This window comes from Nitrospira sp. BLG_2 (assembly GCF_049222245.1).
On the sequence record NZ_JBLYIG010000610.1, the window covers coordinates 1 to 15605 of the forward strand.

Below are 15605 nucleotides of genomic sequence, written 5' to 3' on the forward strand. Positions count from 1 at the left end.
AGGGCGCGCTTCATCCATTTAAGGGCACCTTTGCAGGGGCATACGTAGATTGTGTGAAACATGCCGTAAAGGCAGGGTTTGGGAAGGACCCCGCCTTTGTGCGAGAAGGCGGATCAATCGGCGCGGTGGTTACCATGCAGACGACATGGAAGGTACCGATCCTCTTCATAGGTTTGAGCCTGCCCGAGCATGGATATCACGCTCCCAATGAGTATTATGATTGGGGTCAGGCCTCAGGAGGAATGAAGACATTCGCTCATTACATCTGGAAGTTAGCAAAGATGGGAAAGCATAAGATCTGCTCTTGATACCCCTATTGGACAATGACTGAATGATGGGAAAAGGTCAGTTTTGGACATTGAGTCCCAAAAATTGTTTGACCGCCAGGTTCGACTCATGCCGTCGCTCTCCCAGATCAGCATCCTTCAGTCTAGTTGATTTATAAGTTATTGTAGTTTCATGTAATATTCATTATAAATCTTTACTAATCAGGCATAGATGTTGCTCACCCAACAAATGAGGATGGGCCGCAAAGTCGATGTAATGAGGTTGATTGTAGAGACGCGCTTGGGTATTCTTGCTATTGTATGGGGGCTGAACCGATCCATGTCGTGATTGTCATGGTCACAGCAGCAAACCAAGATGAAGCGGTTAAGATTGCAGACCATGTGGTACGGGCTCGCCTCGCTGCCTGCGCTTCGACAATTCCCACAGTGCGTTCTACCTACTGGTGGGAAGGGAAGTTGATGAACGAAGAGGAATCGTTACTGCTGATCAAGACTACTTCTGATAAATTCAACTCCCTCGAAGAAACAATACGAAAAATTCATTCGTATAAAGTGCCGGAAATAATAGCGATTCAGGTGAGTAAAGGGTTTCCCCCTTATCTTGAGTGGGTTCTGCGAGAGACATCCTAGATAATGTGGTTGAAACTGCCTCGTCGAACCACTATCTTTAGGGTTGACCAATTGAGAGCGAGTGAGAGTAGGTATCCATAGGCAGGGGAGACGAAGGATATGAGTAAGACCAATATTCAAGACGGTGATGCTTATACCGTTGTCGTGTTCAGAGGATCCACTGCAAAGCCTATTCGCTTCAGCCTTTCAAAGAAACTCCTTCGTCGATTGCTTGTCTGTGTTGGCGTGGTCGTCCTTGCCGATCTTCTCGTAGTTTCACACTATGTCATTAGAACAGGGGAAGTGTGGGAGTTGGCGGCGTTCCGTACTGAAGCTATGAGCGCACGGGAGCAGACTGCGGCATTCTCAACCGCCATTGATGATTTGAAGAAGCGTCTCGGTGCGATGAATGAGGTCAATCAAAGGCTTCGAGTCATGCTGGGCATAGAAGTGCCCAAGACCGGAGACATGGCAAACGGCAGGGGGGGAGAAGAGGTCCCGATTCCCGAAGAAGGAGTCACGATACCCGGAGGAAACGAATCAAAACCATCGGGTACCTCACGGCAGATATCAGAAGGCAACCAGGAACACTCGACTGCTATTGGCCTAGAGTCATCTCGGGATAACCTCCAGGCTGTTGCTTCAGTGAAAGAAGGCTTGGAATGGCTTTCAAAGCAAGCAACCGTGCAGGAACGTATTCTTGATGAATTGTCACAAGCCGTTGAGCAGCGGTCATCTCGCTGGGCTTCGACGCCCTCGATTTGGCCGGTGAAAGGGTGGGTTACGTCTGGGTTTGGTCCGAGAGTTTCTCCTTTCACGGAGAAGCCTGCCTGGCATGATGGATTAGATATCGGGGCTGCGCCGAATACTCCCGTCCATGCACCGGCCCAAGGAAGGATTACGTCCATAGGGTACGATTCCAAGCTTGGGAACATGGTTCGCGTGGACCATGGATTCGGAGTTGAAACTATCTACGGACACCTTGCCAAGGCTTTGGTCAAGGAAGGCCAAAGGGTTGATCGTGGCGATGTCATTGCGCTTGTTGGGAGTTCGGGTTTGGCCACTGGTCCGCACCTGCATTATATGGTGAAATTGAACGGCCAGACGCTTGACCCCACCAAGTACATCTTGGAGTAGCTGCGGGTTTAGAGCGTACCGAATTCGATCGATTGTTTCTGCTGCATACCCCGGCCAGTCCAATTACTCCAACCATATTCCGTTAGCTTGCTACCAATCATTGACCGACTGGCTATGCTATACTTCGGCCCCTGCGATCTAGTCAAAACCAGATGAGAGCCTCTTGACCGACCTAGAAATCGCTCAATCCGTTACCCTTCGTCCCATTGTCGAAATCGGTTCCCAGCTTGGGATCCGCGCCGAAGAGCTTACCCTCTATGGACGCGATAAGGCGAAAGTCTCTCTACAAATATTAGATCGCCTGACGACTGTCCCGAATGGACGGTATGTCCTTGTCACGGCAATCAACCCCACGCCCTTGGGAGAGGGAAAGACCACGACGTCGATAGGTCTTGCCATGGGACTCTCGAGGTTAGGGCATCGAACCGCACTTACCCTCCGACAGCCATCTCTTGGTCCTGTGTTTGGTATGAAGGGGGGAGGGACCGGTGGAGGACATGCCCAAGTCGCTCCGATGGAAGATATCAATCTTCACCTGACTGGCGATGCCCATGCGGTGGCTGCCAGCCACAACCTGCTCTCTGCGTTCCTCGATAATCATCTATTCCATGGCAATACTCTCTCGATCAATCCTCAACGGACTACGTGGCCTCGGACCTTGAGTGTCAGTGATCGCTCGCTCCGGCAGATCCTGTTGGGGGAAGAAACGGACAGACGCTCAGGGCAATTCGTGATCACCGAGGCCTCAGAAGTGATGGCCGCATTGGCTTTAGCGAAGGATCAGCGCGATCTCCGTGAGCGGCTCGGCCGAATACTCGTGGGGCTGACGAAGACCGGTACGCCGGTCACGGCCGAAGAACTTCGTTGCGTGGGATCGATGGCTGTTCTTCTAAAAGACGCCCTCATGCCGAATCTGGTTCAAACCCTTGAAGGGACTCCGGCATTCGTCCATACGGGGCCCTTCGGGAACATCGCGCATGGCAACTGCTCGATCATTTCCGACGCGATTGCACTGAAATGCGCCGACTTCGTCGTAACAGAGGCGGGCTTCGGCAGCGATCTTGGGGCAGAAAAATTCTTTAACATCAAGTGCCGTGCGTCGGGGCTTGCTCCCACAGTGGCTGTGGTCGTGGCGACATTGCGGGCGCTGAAACTCCATGGCGGTGGAGGCGTTGCCAAGGCAGGCATTGCCTTGCCTTCGAGTCTAACGGGTCCGAATCAGGAAGCGCTCTCGAAGGGAATCATCAATCTGGAACAGCATATCGCCAACGTCCGAGCGCACGGGGTACCGGTCGTTGTCGCCGTCAATGCCTTTAAGGATGACCCTCAGTATGAATTGGACTGGGTTCGGGAACAGTCGATCAAGATGGGAGCGGCAGATGCGGCCATCTCAACTCACTGGGCCGACGGAGGGAAGGGAGCCGAACAGCTGGCGGCCGCCGTTGTCAAGGCATCGGAGAGGCCGGCTCACTTCAAACATCTTTACGAGTTGTCTTGGCCGATCAAGAAAAAGATCGAGACCATTGCGACCTGCATGTACGGGGCGGCGGGAGTGACGTTTGAACCGGAGGCTGCACGTCAAATCGAAACAGCAGAGGCGTTGGGGTATGGCGGCTTACCCGTCTGCATGGCAAAAACGCCCCTGTCGCTATCGCACGATCCGAGGCTGAAGGGAAGACCAACTGGATTTACGGTTCCGATCCGAGAGTTGCGGATCTTATCCGGAGCAGGTTTTGTGACCGCCGTCTGCTCGGGCATTCAGCTGATGCCTGGGTTGCCCAAGAAGCCAGCCGGAGAGCGGATCAACCTTGACCCGGCAACTGGGAAGATTGTGGGACTTTCCTGAAGCTCAGCGTTGCTTGAGATAGCGAAAGAATTCCGAGTCCGGGCTCATCACCAATGTCGAACCGTCTTTGAAAGCGGTCTTGTACGCTTCCATCGAGCGGGTAAACTCGAAAAACTTCTGATCCTGTCGGTAGGCATCGGCATAGATGCGGAACGCTTTGGCATCCCCGCCGCCTCGAAGTTCTTCCGACTCTTTATAGGCCTGGGCTAGGATAATCTCCCGGTCTTTTTCGGCTTCCGATCGGATTTTTTGCGCTTCCTCCGCTCCTTCAGCGCGATACTGCTTGGCCTGCCGTTCCCGTTCGGCTTGCATACGTGCAAAGACCGCCTTCTCGTTCTGTTCCGGCAAGTCGGCACGCTTGATCCGAACATCCTGAATTTCAATGCCGTACGCGGAGGCGTTTTTTCTCGCTCGTTCGGTGACCACCTTCATGATATCGGCCCTCGTGCTTGAGACGATCTCGATCAGGTCGTGTCGGCCTAACTCCACACGAAGCTCGGAATAGATGATGTCATGCAGCCGTTGCAGGGCACCGCGCTGGCTTTGAAACGCTTGATACACCTTCAAGGGATCCGTGATTCGCCATTTGGCGAAGTTGTCCAGAAGCAGCGTCTTCTTGTCCTGGGTAATGACATCCTGCGCGCTTGACTCGTAGTCCAACAGTCGTTTCTCAAAGTACGTCACTTCCTGGACGAACGGCATTTTTACATACAGTCCCGGTTCGGTGATATTGCGAACGGGTTTGCCGAGTTGGACCACAATCGCCGTTTGGATGACGTCTACGACGAAGAGGGGTGAAGCCCCGAGTACAAACAACGCGACAATCACGGCGAGGAGTGCTATCACCAATCCCTGCTTCGTCATGGGCGGGAACCTCTCGATTTCAGAGTAGTAGGGGATGGTTCCGGACGGAGCTCCTCGCCCTCCTGTTGCGGGACAGACTTGGCTCCTGCTACGGAGGCTGGTTTTGAGAGGCGGTCTAACGGCAAATAGGGCAGTATTCGCTCACCGCCTTTCCCATCAATGATGATCTTTTCCATATTGGGAAGGATTTCTTCCAGAGTTTCGATATAGATCCTCTTGCTGATGACGTCCTTCGCTTGGTTGTACTCCTTCAAGGTGGCGAGGAACCGATTGGTTTCTCCCTGGGCACGATTGACCCGTGCCTGCGCAAACCCCCTCGCCCGGTTGACGAGCTCAGCGGCTTCACCCTTTGCCCTCGGGATGATATCGTTGCGGTACCCTTGCGCCTGATTGATGAGTTTTTCTCGGTCCTCCTTGGCGTTCGTCACGTCTTTGAACGCGGCAGCCACGGCTTCCGGAGGATCGACGTCTTGGAGTTGCACGGCGGCGATCTGCACGCCGGATTGATACTGATCGAGAATCGTCTGAAGCAATGTCATGGTGTCTTGCTGAATCACCGCTTTTCCGGTGGTAAGGGCCTCGTCGATCTTGCTCTTGCCGACCACTTCCCGCATGGATGCCTCAGCCGCTTTGCCGATGGTCTCATGGATATCGGCCACATTGAACAGGAAGTCGCGGGCTTCTTTGATCTTGTACTGAACGATGAATTCGATCGCCAGGATGTTCATATCGCCGGTCAGCATCAAGGCTTCCTGGGGTACTGCCTGCTGGCGGCCTTGCTGGTTAGTACGGAAACCGACTTCGACGCGGTAGAGTTTGGCGACTTTCGGCTGAAGGACGGTTTCGACCAGAGGAATTTTGAAGTGCGGGCCAGGCTCTACCGCACGGACCGGGACGCCGAACCGTTTTACGACACCCTCTTCATCCGGGGCGACGATAAACACACTTTGCCAGACCAGGAAGATCAGCGCGGCGGCGATGACGAGATTCATGATGCCGCCTGAGGGCAGGAGGTTTTTCAATCCACCGGGAGGGAAAATGTCCTTGAATTGCGATTGAGCCTGCTTGAAGGCCTCTTCAAGCGGATCAGACTTTTTGCCCCACGGATCTTTTGGGTCCCACACCATTCAGATTTGTAATCCAGTTTAAAGCTAAAGATGAAGGAACACATTAACAGAGTGTCGTCTTAGGAGCAAGATGGCTATGTGCAATTTCGAGGTCAGATGCTGTTCCAATTCCGAAATTTTGTTCTTTTGCTCTAAAGTTGTAGGATCCCCACGCCGGTTGACGGGACTTGGCCATGTGTCTTTCCTCCTGAGTCCGTGAACAAAAGCTGTGTAGCCTTGGTGATTTCATTAAGGAAGAGGAGTAATATTTAAAACCGCCTCGTGTAGGATCTCTATTTGAAGATTGCCGGATAGACTGGATTCAGGCACAGACCATCTGTTAGTGCGCATAGGGAGTTCGGACGAAGAACGATGAAGTGGTTATTATGCTAAGACACAGGAGAGAGGCATGGAAATAATACACAACGGTAGAAAGATCGTCAGTGCTGCGCGTCGGATTGGAAATAGCTGGCTTCTTGAAACCACGATCTGGCCAACCCAATCAGATGACGCTGATGATCCGCAACTTATACAGACGATTGGCGCAGCGAGCGAATCCGAAGATGAAGCGCACGCAAAAGCAATCGAGATTGGAAAGCAATTGATTGATACCAACTGTATCTAACCACTAGGTCATCATATATTTCGCGTGAGTCGGTGCTCGGGGTCCAACTCATAGTCTTCCACAGCCCCGCAAGGTTCAGCAGCATTGAAGAACTTCGCTAGATTGCTTTTCATAGACTTGTCTCGACCTACATTGTCGATCTGTAAAGGGCCTCGGCGAGGTGTTCGCTGACTTCGAGTCTTGAAAGCGCTCAACAGAATGTCTTCTGGATGAAAAGATGCTCTTTTATTCGCGATGTCTTACAAAATCGCTTCCGATACGTCGGGCCGTCAAGCCGAGCACCGCACCTACCGCGAGCCCGATCATATCAACGCCGGCCATAGCCCACTGCCCTCTGGGTACGGTCATCAACAGATGGCTATTCGTCGTCAGACCATTGAGTAAAGGCAAGAAGCCCAACAGGAATGCCGACCCGTACAATTGCTCTTTCCAAGCCCTGGCGGAGCCTCTTCGGAAAACACTATGCAGAAGACAGAGGCTCCAGACGAGAAAGAAACAACGGATTTCCCAGAGCGACCGGTCGGCCATGGCCATTGGCAAGAGTCGATTAGCCCAGAGGAACGCGGCCACGGCCACCAATAAACCAGCCACTGTCGCGACGTTGAGGACTCCAACGAGATGATAGCCCGCTCTGCTGGAATGACCCGCATGGGGTTTCTGTCGCTTACTGGTCCACAGCACAAGTCCTGTCGCAATCATCACCGTGGCTGCCAGTCCCATGAGGAAATAGAGCCAGCGCATCCGATTGCCTCCGAATTGCGCGAAGTGCAACATGGAGAGCAGCGATAAGATACCCTCGTTTTCGCGCAGCAGCGGTATGTCCACCGGCATATACATCGACCAGAAAATCACGAGACCGGTGGCGACGATCATCAGATGAAATGGGATGATCAGGATGCCTGTTAGGTTGTGCACATCTAACCAGACGCGAGGATGATAAGGCCGGAGGCGAAACGTCATCACCTCCTTGGCGATCCACCGATGACTACACAGGCCGGTGAAGAGAGTGAGGAGCATCATGATCGCGGCGCCAGCAACCATCCATGCACCAGGCCCCCCGAAGAGCAGCCCATAATGGAAGTGATAGAAGAAATCACCGCCCTGCGTGTCGCGGAAGGTCACCAGACGACCAGTGACGGGATCCATCGTTTGTCCCGAAAAGGTTCGCTTCTCCTGTAGTTTGATCACGTGGAGAATCGGCTGGTCAAAGGAACCGTCCCAATCCTCCAGTACAGGCTGTGAGGTGAGTTGCACCTCCCACGGCACAGATTTACCATGCTCACGGGTATCGGATGTGGTTTCAAACAACTCTGGTTGCATCCAAGACGTGATCTCCGTGTCGAACACCGTCAGTGTCCCGGTAAGAAACACCGCAAACAAGAGCCACCCAAAGAGAAGGCCGATCCATGTATGGAGCCAATTTGCCAGTTGCATGTGGCGGTTCTTCATGAATGGGAATGGCATCTGCTAAGATCACCGTGCTATTGTTCGCCGTGAGGTATGAACATCAGTGCCAACCAATCGGGCGAAGGCGAGCTGGTTTGCATGGAACTGCCATCCTGTCGATGGCGATCTACAATACGGGCGACGATGTCGGTATTCTAGCCCGAGTCCGGCTCGATCGCTAGCGCACTAAAGTTATGGACGACGATACGATGCACCGGCAGAACCGTTCCGAGACTAAGTGGAACGTGGATCAGATTGTATCGGAACTGCGTGCCTCGCGTGAAATTACACACAACATCAGGCACCCAGGGCGGATTCACCAATTACCGTCGCGGAAGGCCCTACTCGGCATTGTCGAAGGCTTGAGTGCCACGTTATTTCCGAGACACTACGGCCCCCTGGATTTGGACGAGGTCAATACCGATCAATTCGTAGGCCACAATTTGAGTCAAACCTTGCCTCTCTTACAGGAACAGGTCCGGAGAGGATTGGTATTCGCGTCCAACGAGGACAATCCGGACAACCGCTGGCTTCTTGACCGAGCAGAGAGGGTCACGACTGAATTGGCAAGCCAGCTTCCCGCTATCCGGGGATTGCTCGTCACCGATTTACAAGCCGCGTATCGTGGGGATCCTGCGGCCACCAGCACCTCAGAGATTCTTCTCTGCTATCCTGGCATAACGGCCATCATGTACTATCGTATCGCCCATGCCTTGCATCGCTTAGGTGTGCCGTTGATTGGTCGGTTGATTTCAGAGATCGCACATTCACTCACCGGCATCGATATTCACCCTGCTGCTGAAATCGGCAGCCATTTTTTCATCGATCATGGGACCGGTGTCGTGATTGGCGAAACAACCGTCATCGGCCGACGGGTCCGTCTCTATCAGGCCGTCACGCTCGGCGCCAAGCGGTTCTCAGAAGGTGCACAGGGCGTTCTGATCAAGGGAGAGCCCCGTCATCCAATTGTGGAGGATGATGTGGTCATCTATGCGGGGGCGACAATCTTGGGACGGGTCACAATCGGACAGGGATCCGTGATCGGCGGGAATGTGTGGCTGACTCAAAGCGTGCCGGCACACAGCCATGTCATCCAGGCGCAGATGCGCACCTCAGCGACCATTCACCCGAACTCGATCAAGATTCCCCCCACCGACGAGTAGGCATAGCGCTGGATCGTCTCGTTTGTTTGCAGATCGAGATCCTCGAAATTCAGGCCTATCGGGCTACAAGCGGGTTGTGATCTGGACAGAGCTGCTCAAGAACATTCGGTCTAAGACGGATTCCGCCAGACGCTCGGCCGCGCTGCACTATTCAAGAAGGGCCTCGATGGACACATCCGTCCTCAGTCCGTTGGACGATAGCCATTCCGGATTGAAGATTCTCGATTGATACTTCGCGCCTGAATCGCACAAGATCGTCACGATGGTCTGGTCCCGTCCGCCCTCAAGAGCCATCCGCACCGCGCCGGCGACGTTGATGCCGGACGATAGACCGAGAAACAGCCCCTCTTCGCGCAGAAGCTGGTACAGAATGGTGAGCGCGCTCTGGTCTGGAATGCGCCACGCGACATCGACCGCAATACCCTCGAGGTTCTTGGTCACGCGGCCTTGGCCGATGCCTTCAGCAAAGGAATCGCCATCGTTTGTCTCCGTGTTGCCGTTGGTAAACCACGACCACATCGCCGCGCCGTAAGGATCGGCGCAACCAATCGTGATTTTCGGATTGCGTTCCTTGAGATATAGGGTGGTTCCGCCCAGCGTGCCTCCGGTGCCTACAGCGGAGACAAAAGCGCTCACTTCTCCCTTGGTCTGATCCCAGATTTCCGGGCCAGTGGTGCGGTAGTGCGCGAGGCGATTGGCGGTATTGTCGAATTGGTTGGCCCAAAACCATCCCTTTTCCTCTGCCATCCGCCGGGCGACATGGTTGTAGTTATCGGGATGGGAATACGGCTTCTCCGGCACGGGGAGCACCTCTGCGCCCAGCGTGCGGAGAAGGTCGATCTTTTCCTGTGACTGAGTTTCGGGAATGACAATGACGGAATGGTAGCCTCGGGCATGGCCGACAATCGTGAGGCCGATGCCGGTGTTCCCCGCTGTCCCTTCGACGATGGTGCCGCCAGGCCTCAGGAGCCCTTTCTCCTCGGCATCGAGGATGATGCCAAGTGCGGCACGGTCCTTCACTGATCCACCGGGATTCATGAATTCCGCCTTGCCGAGGAGTTCACAGCCAGTCAAGTCCGACAAGCGGCGCAGGCGGATGAGCGGTGTATTGCCGACGTGGTGGTCCACGCCATGGTAATGCGACGTATTCATTGATGAAGGAGTCAGGTTCACCAGCCGGGCCATCGTTGCGCTTGTCTTGGATACTGTTCTTCGTGACAAAACGCAAGGGGGTACTCAAAGAAAATCGAACGAAGTCCGTAGATCCACGAAGATACACCAAAAATGCTTCAGTCCTCGATGGTTCAGGTGTGGGAGGAATGAAGTACGAGAGGCAAAAATACTTTGTGTCGATGAGTCCCTTACCGGCGGGTTGGTTCATCCAGTCTATTAAGAGTTATGAGCGCCGATGCCTGTGATTGCCGTTTGCATGCCTTAGCTCGCATTGCCGTGCAATCTCTATGACCGCTTATGGAAGGCTGAGTTCAGAAGCTTCGCAGCGCTTCCAGCAGCGTTAGGTCAAAGTTCAACCGGTACAAGTTGGCTTGCAATGCTTCGAAGGTCTCTCCCTGTGCCCAATGGTCAGGGAAATTTGCCAGATAGCCGAGCCACTGCTTTTCATCGTCCAAGTAGAAATATTTGATCGCTTTCATGGGATCCCTCGTCTACAGGCGAAAGTGAAATGTATTTCACATAAATTCCAACACGCGATTATCCTTGGGTCAAGCGAACAAGGGGTTTACCTAACGACCGATAAGGGAATACGCTAGCTTACGGTTGCAGGGGCTTTTGTTGGATCCAATCGAAGTTTGGCGGTGCGAGATAGTCGGATGCCATGAGCTTGACGCCCTCAGCGATTGCTGATCATTGCAAACAGGAGCTGTTCCACTCGGGCTCGGCGCTTGATCTGGGCGCGCGACAGGGGGCGGGATATCGTTGGGGTGTAAGGTGAGAGCGTGAATGTGGGGTTATGATTCCGGTCGTGCTTTCCGTTCCCGTATTGGCCGTGTTCTGGGCTGCGGTACCCGTATTGGTCTCGTTCTCGCTCTTGGCCGGCAAGGTCTTGATGCAGTTGCCACAGCTTACTTTGTAGATCTTCGAACGACTCTCCGTGAGCTTCGTGTTCGGGATAGGCTTCCAGGTACCCCCGCCACCCGTTTTCGTCTTGCCAGAGGATGTATTTCGAGGAATGCATCAGAGGAAGTATAGCTGGTCATTTCAGATGCGCAAGTGAAGAGAGGAAATAGATTCCTTAGGATTCCGAGCTGAGCAATTTTTGAAGAAAGCCCAGGAGTTGAGCCTATTATTCTTTCCGTTGGCAGAGTCAGAACGAGATTATCTTCACGAAAATGCGAACCACTTCTTACCATGCAACGGTGGAACATTGTCGCCCTCTGACCCTTGTCTGTTTTCTACAGCCTTCACTTCCCACAGATAGAGCCACCGTTTGACGTGAAATAGCAACGCCTGATTGCTGGGAGCTGCTGTACCGGCTGTATGGCGAATGGGTCTGTCAATTTGGCATGAAAAGATCGACAAGAGCGTTGTTCACCGCTACATTTCGAAACAGATGTTCTTAAATTTCCAATTTGGTACTCCGACAGAGTGCAGAGAGGAGCGAGAGATGGGATCAACCCAAACCGCCAAGGATGAACGGTTGAAGGACCAGGCAATCAGGCAAGCTCTGGAAGGCGATGCCGCTGGGGCGAGACAGATTGTCAGCGGGATGATTGACAGACGACACTTGAGGGAGGCTTGGCAAATGATGCTGTTCATCGAATCGGAGCGGGGCAATGTACAGGCCGTGAAGGACACCATCATCTCATGTCCTGATCCGTCGCTCTTGGCCAGTCACTTTTATCTCGAGCTGCCTCAAGTCTTCGTCAAGGCAGGAAATCGGTCAGGAGCCATCGAGATCGCTAAAGCCATGGGCGATGCCGGCGTCTTGCCGCTCATCGGCATCGCTGCCCATCTGGCGGAGGATGGCGATTTTATCGGCGTCCGAGAAGCGCTCTCCCATATCGATGAAGATTTGAGAACGATGATCATGCGCAAGATGAATGCATGTCATCAAAAGAGCGACCGGCTCGAAGCGCTGAACGTAACAGACCAGGCCGCTCCTTCCGCTTCACTGGCTGCCTGAAAATCTTGATGCCATAATTTCTTATTACCGTAATTCTCCTACACACGTTCTTGTTATCGGATGATCTCTAGAGCACGAGACCTCGCTTCATACCTCGTTTAAGAAAGGAACTGCATGAGACAGAAACCGTCCTTCTCGGTTTTGCTTCTATGTGGTGCGATCATGGGGTTCACAGGTTGCAGTGGTTCGCAAACCATCACGATTCCGCCGCCGGCCTGCCCGACCATCACCGGACAACCACCGAATTTTGGCCCGGAGGCACAGCAGGCGGCCACGATGAGTGTCGCTATCGAATTGCGCGACGGGTATATGAAGGAACGCGTATTGGCGGAAATGGATCAGCCATTTCCCCAAACTGCCCCTCAACAACAGCTCACGATTGCCGAAGGCGATCCCGGGCATATTCCTTCTGGAGGGGTGAAGGTGACGCAGGCGAAGCTTGAACAACGTTTCGATAACGCCGGCCATCGGATCAACCTCTTGGCGATCGATATGATGCCCTGGTTGCGGAAAGATGAGCTCGATCCGCAGGATCCGACGCAAAACACCTATCGGCTGAGCCAAACAGTGGTATCGACACGTTCCTTCACACTTCGCCTCAGGCTGATTCCTCACCTAATTTCCCCCCAGACCGTGGCGGATTTGACGGAGCGCCGCCGCATGCTTACCTGTGATTCCAACGATACGGATTGCAGCGGCGTCGCGCTACAACTGGGATTCCATGAACTCTACGATAAAGGTTTCAGTGAAAACGTCGTCTGTAGTTCTGGTCAGCGAAGTCGGAACTACGACATGATTTCCGCCCAGGTCTTGCAGGGCGTCCTCGACAGTGTGAACGGCAAGATTATTCCACCAACGACTCCGGGAGGGCAGGCGAAGACAATCCCCGCCATGGCGCCGATTACTATTCCGTCCAAAAGCATCGTGGACATGATCTCCGGATTATTGAGTGGTCCCGTCAATCTCACCGGTGTGGCTGTCGGGTCCGATCAGCACCTTAAGATCGGCTTGGTGTTGGATCAAGGGAACCAGATCCCGTTCGATCCCATCGCCGGATTTCGCCATCAGAACGCAGATTGGGGTGTCCTCATCGAGAAGGGATTTCTTCAAACAGGGATTACCAGCAACATCACGAGCCGTGCCGCTGCGAGTGCGCCCCCGGTCACCATTACCGCCACGACTGTCGACCTGCTTCCCGGGGAGTTCCACGTGACAGCAAGCGGCTTTGCCACAACCACGGGACTAAGCTGTAACGTACCGGTGTCATTGGAAGTGTCGATTCCTGCCAGTATTTGCAAGAACGCCATGGATCAATCGGTCTTACGGCTATGCCCGGGAGCGCCCAAGGCGGCGCCCACGATCACGTTCTGCGCCTTCTGGGACACAATTATCTTCGGCCAGAGTACTGCGACCATCAGGACCTGCCCCACCTGCCCACCTCAACCTACCGGCACCTGTCAAAATCAGGTTGTGCAATTTTCCGCCGGGCCGAACGACGTGTTTTATGCGACAGAGCTGGACACGGACGGCGTGTTTTACCTCTCGGGGCGCAGCACGCTCATGGATACTAAACGTCCGGGGAAACCAGCAGTTCCCAATGCCTGCCCCTAGGGAGGAGAGACAGAGATGGTGAGGGGGGAGCTCTCGACTTGCCCACAGGTACTCGTCTATATTGCCTTCGCTTTGACTTGTTCCGCCACTCCATCTTTATCTTTCTGTTTCACCTCACGTGGATGATCTGACTCGACAGCTCAACGAACGGTTCGGGTTTGCGGCGTTCCGGCCCGGTCAGGAGGACGTCATTCGCGCCGTATTGGCCGGGCGCGATGCGATGGCGATCATGCCGACGGGGCAAGGGAAGTCGCTCTGCTATCAATTGCCGGCCACTCTCCTCCCTGGGTTGACGTTGGTGATTTCTCCACTCATCGCGTTGATGCAAGATCAGGTGACGGCCATGAGGCAGCGGAAGATTGCCGCGGCGGCGTTCCACTCCGGTCTCAGCGGTTTGGAAAAGAGCCGCGTGACGCAGGACCTCCAACAGCGGCAAGTTCAACTGCTCTATCTGGCGCCTGAACGTATGCAGCATGAAGGGTTTCTCCGACTGTTGCGTTCCCTGTGGGTTTCGCTACTGGTGGTCGATGAAGCACACTGCGTCTCCCAGTGGGGTCATGATTTCAGGCCCGACTATCTCAAGATCGGTCGCCTGCGCCGCGAGCTCACGAATCCACCCTGCTTGGCCTTGACGGCAACAGCCACCGCTCGTGTGCAGACGGATCTGTGTCGGCAGTTGTCGCTTCGTGATCCGTTCCGATTGGTCGCGGGTTTTCGGCGTACGAATCTGGCCTTGTCCGTCCATCATTGTCGGACCCTCAAAGAGAAACTGGGAACGGTGGAGCGCTTGGTTTGCGGGACGCAGAAGGGCACCATCCTCATCTATTGCGCGACTCGCCGGACGGTAGAAGAGGTGGCGTCCTGGTTGGGACAATCCCATCCATCGGTCGGCTATTACCATGCAGGGCTCCCGGATGAGCAACGGCGACTCGTGCATGACGATTTCCGCCAAGGGACACTGAGGATTCTAGTAGCCACGAATGCTTTCGGTATGGGTATCGATAAGCCGGATGTTCGGCTGGTCCTCCATTTCGACATTCCGGGCAGCGTGGAGGCGTATTACCAGGAGGCCGGGCGCGCCGGCCGTGACGGACAACCAGCTGCCTGTGTGTTGCTGTTCCATGAACGCGATGTGGCCACACAAGAATATTTCATTGCGCAGGCGTCAAAGGATTCAGAAAGCACCGGGCGTGCAGAGCGCATGGACACTCTGCTCCGAGAGCTCCTGGGGTACGTGTCGGTGTCGACCTGCCGGCAAGTCGCGATTCTCGGCTACTTTAATGATCAAGCTGATCCGCTCCTGGAACCTTGCGGCCTATGTGATCGTTGTGTTGTGCAGCCGAGTGGAATGATCTCTCGCGAGACTGCTGCGTTTGCGAAGGCCATCATGGATACTGTGTCATGGTGCAGAGGACGGTTCGGTATGGGGAGACTCGTCGACATTCTTCGTGGAAGCCGTTCAAAAGCGCTGCTGGCTTACGGCGCAGAAGACTGTCCTACCTACGGCATCGGTCGTGCCCAGACAAAGGTGTCGGTGACGAATCTCGTGAAGACTCTCATCGGCTCAGGGTATATCCAAGTCCAAGGTACCGAGTATCCCACGCTCGATGTGACACCCAAAGGACGAGAGGTTGTGCAAGGGCTTCGTACGCTAACCCTGGACCAGGCAGAGGACTCTCCGTCCGGTGGATCGATGAAGAAACCGCGTCGCTCGCGCGCCGCCTTAATTGCAAGCCCGCAGGCTTCACCGGACCGCCGGCTCATTGAAC

The 15605-nt window shown here is 54.3% G+C and carries 14 protein-coding genes and 1 pseudogene; 9 read left to right on the plus strand and 6 right to left on the minus strand.

Going from position 1 to position 15605, the window contains the following annotated elements:
* The 4 genes and pseudogenes from ACOSYY_RS16150 to ACOSYY_RS16165 form a co-directional block, all read left to right on the plus strand.
* Window positions 1–308, plus strand: a pseudogene (locus tag ACOSYY_RS16150) (M20/M25/M40 family metallo-hydrolase); the annotation flags it as partial.
* Window positions 309–620: 312 nt separating this feature from the next.
* Window positions 621–917 (plus strand): divalent-cation tolerance protein CutA, encoded by a 297-nt coding sequence (gene cutA / locus ACOSYY_RS16155; protein ID WP_421663726.1) that lies wholly within the window; start codon window positions 621–623, stop codon window positions 915–917.
* Window positions 918–1016: 99 nt separating this feature from the next.
* Window positions 1017–2033 (plus strand): M23 family metallopeptidase, encoded by a 1017-nt coding sequence (locus tag ACOSYY_RS16160; RefSeq protein WP_421663728.1) that lies wholly within the window; start codon window positions 1017–1019, stop codon window positions 2031–2033.
* A gap of 163 nt (window positions 2034–2196) precedes the next feature.
* Window positions 2197–3879: a formate--tetrahydrofolate ligase gene (locus ACOSYY_RS16165; protein ID WP_421663730.1), complete on the plus strand. Its 1683-nt coding sequence runs from the start codon at window positions 2197–2199 to the stop codon at window positions 3877–3879.
* Between the two features lie 3 nt (window positions 3880–3882).
* Here ACOSYY_RS16165 and hflC read toward each other — a convergent pair whose 3' ends face one another.
* Complete coding sequence (gene hflC, locus ACOSYY_RS16170; protein ID WP_421663732.1) at window positions 3883–4743, minus strand: protease modulator HflC; 861 nt, start codon at window positions 4741–4743, stop codon at window positions 3883–3885.
* Window positions 4740–5870 carry an FtsH protease activity modulator HflK gene (hflK, locus tag ACOSYY_RS16175; RefSeq protein ID WP_421663733.1) on the minus strand — a complete coding sequence of 377 codons (1131 nt, stop codon included), beginning with the start codon at window positions 5868–5870 and terminating at the stop codon, window positions 4740–4742. Before hflK ends, hflC begins: the two co-directional genes overlap by 4 nt.
* Window positions 5871–6258: 388 nt before the next feature.
* On the opposite strand from hflK, the gene ACOSYY_RS16180 reads away from it, so the two are divergent.
* On the plus strand, window positions 6259–6474 hold the full coding sequence (locus ACOSYY_RS16180; RefSeq protein WP_421663735.1) for a hypothetical protein: 216 nt from the start codon (window positions 6259–6261) through the stop codon (window positions 6472–6474).
* 225 nt (window positions 6475–6699) lie between these two features.
* Here ACOSYY_RS16180 and ACOSYY_RS16185 read toward each other — a convergent pair whose 3' ends face one another.
* Window positions 6700–7908, minus strand: a complete 1209-nt coding sequence (locus tag ACOSYY_RS16185) for a PepSY-associated TM helix domain-containing protein (protein ID WP_421663736.1) — start codon at window positions 7906–7908, stop codon at window positions 6700–6702.
* A 206-nt stretch (window positions 7909–8114) separates the two neighbouring features.
* Here ACOSYY_RS16185 and epsC point away from each other — a divergent pair, with 206 nt between their 5' ends.
* Entirely contained in the window at window positions 8115–9083 is a 969-nt protein-coding gene (gene epsC / locus ACOSYY_RS16190) for a serine O-acetyltransferase EpsC (RefSeq protein ID WP_526023335.1), read from the plus strand.
* Window positions 9084–9230: 147 nt separating this feature from the next.
* Here the strand turns inward: epsC and ACOSYY_RS16195 are convergent, their stop codons facing one another.
* The 3 genes from ACOSYY_RS16195 to ACOSYY_RS16205 all read right to left on the minus strand — a co-directional run bounded on the left by ACOSYY_RS16195 (window position 9231) and on the right by ACOSYY_RS16205 (window position 11277).
* A complete protein-coding gene (locus tag ACOSYY_RS16195) occupies window positions 9231–10235 on the minus strand; it encodes a cysteine synthase A (protein WP_526023336.1) in 1005 nt (334 codons plus the stop codon).
* A gap of 332 nt (window positions 10236–10567) precedes the next feature.
* Window positions 10568–10735 carry a hypothetical protein gene (locus ACOSYY_RS16200; protein ID WP_421663741.1) on the minus strand — a complete coding sequence of 56 codons (168 nt, stop codon included), beginning with the start codon at window positions 10733–10735 and terminating at the stop codon, window positions 10568–10570.
* A 197-nt stretch (window positions 10736–10932) separates the two neighbouring features.
* Window positions 10933–11277, minus strand: a complete 345-nt coding sequence (locus tag ACOSYY_RS16205) for a hypothetical protein (RefSeq protein WP_421663743.1) — start codon at window positions 11275–11277, stop codon at window positions 10933–10935.
* A 429-nt stretch (window positions 11278–11706) separates the two neighbouring features.
* Here ACOSYY_RS16205 and ACOSYY_RS16210 point away from each other — a divergent pair, with 429 nt between their 5' ends.
* The 3 genes from ACOSYY_RS16210 to ACOSYY_RS16220 form a co-directional block, all read left to right on the plus strand.
* Window positions 11707–12225 (plus strand): hypothetical protein, encoded by a 519-nt coding sequence (locus ACOSYY_RS16210; RefSeq protein WP_421663745.1) that lies wholly within the window; start codon window positions 11707–11709, stop codon window positions 12223–12225.
* A 114-nt stretch (window positions 12226–12339) separates the two neighbouring features.
* Window positions 12340–13836 (plus strand): hypothetical protein, encoded by a 1497-nt coding sequence (locus tag ACOSYY_RS16215; protein WP_421663747.1) that lies wholly within the window; start codon window positions 12340–12342, stop codon window positions 13834–13836.
* A 118-nt stretch (window positions 13837–13954) separates the two neighbouring features.
* Window positions 13955–15605: RecQ family ATP-dependent DNA helicase (locus ACOSYY_RS16220; protein WP_421663749.1), on the plus strand; the 1651-nt coding region annotated here is incomplete at its 3' end.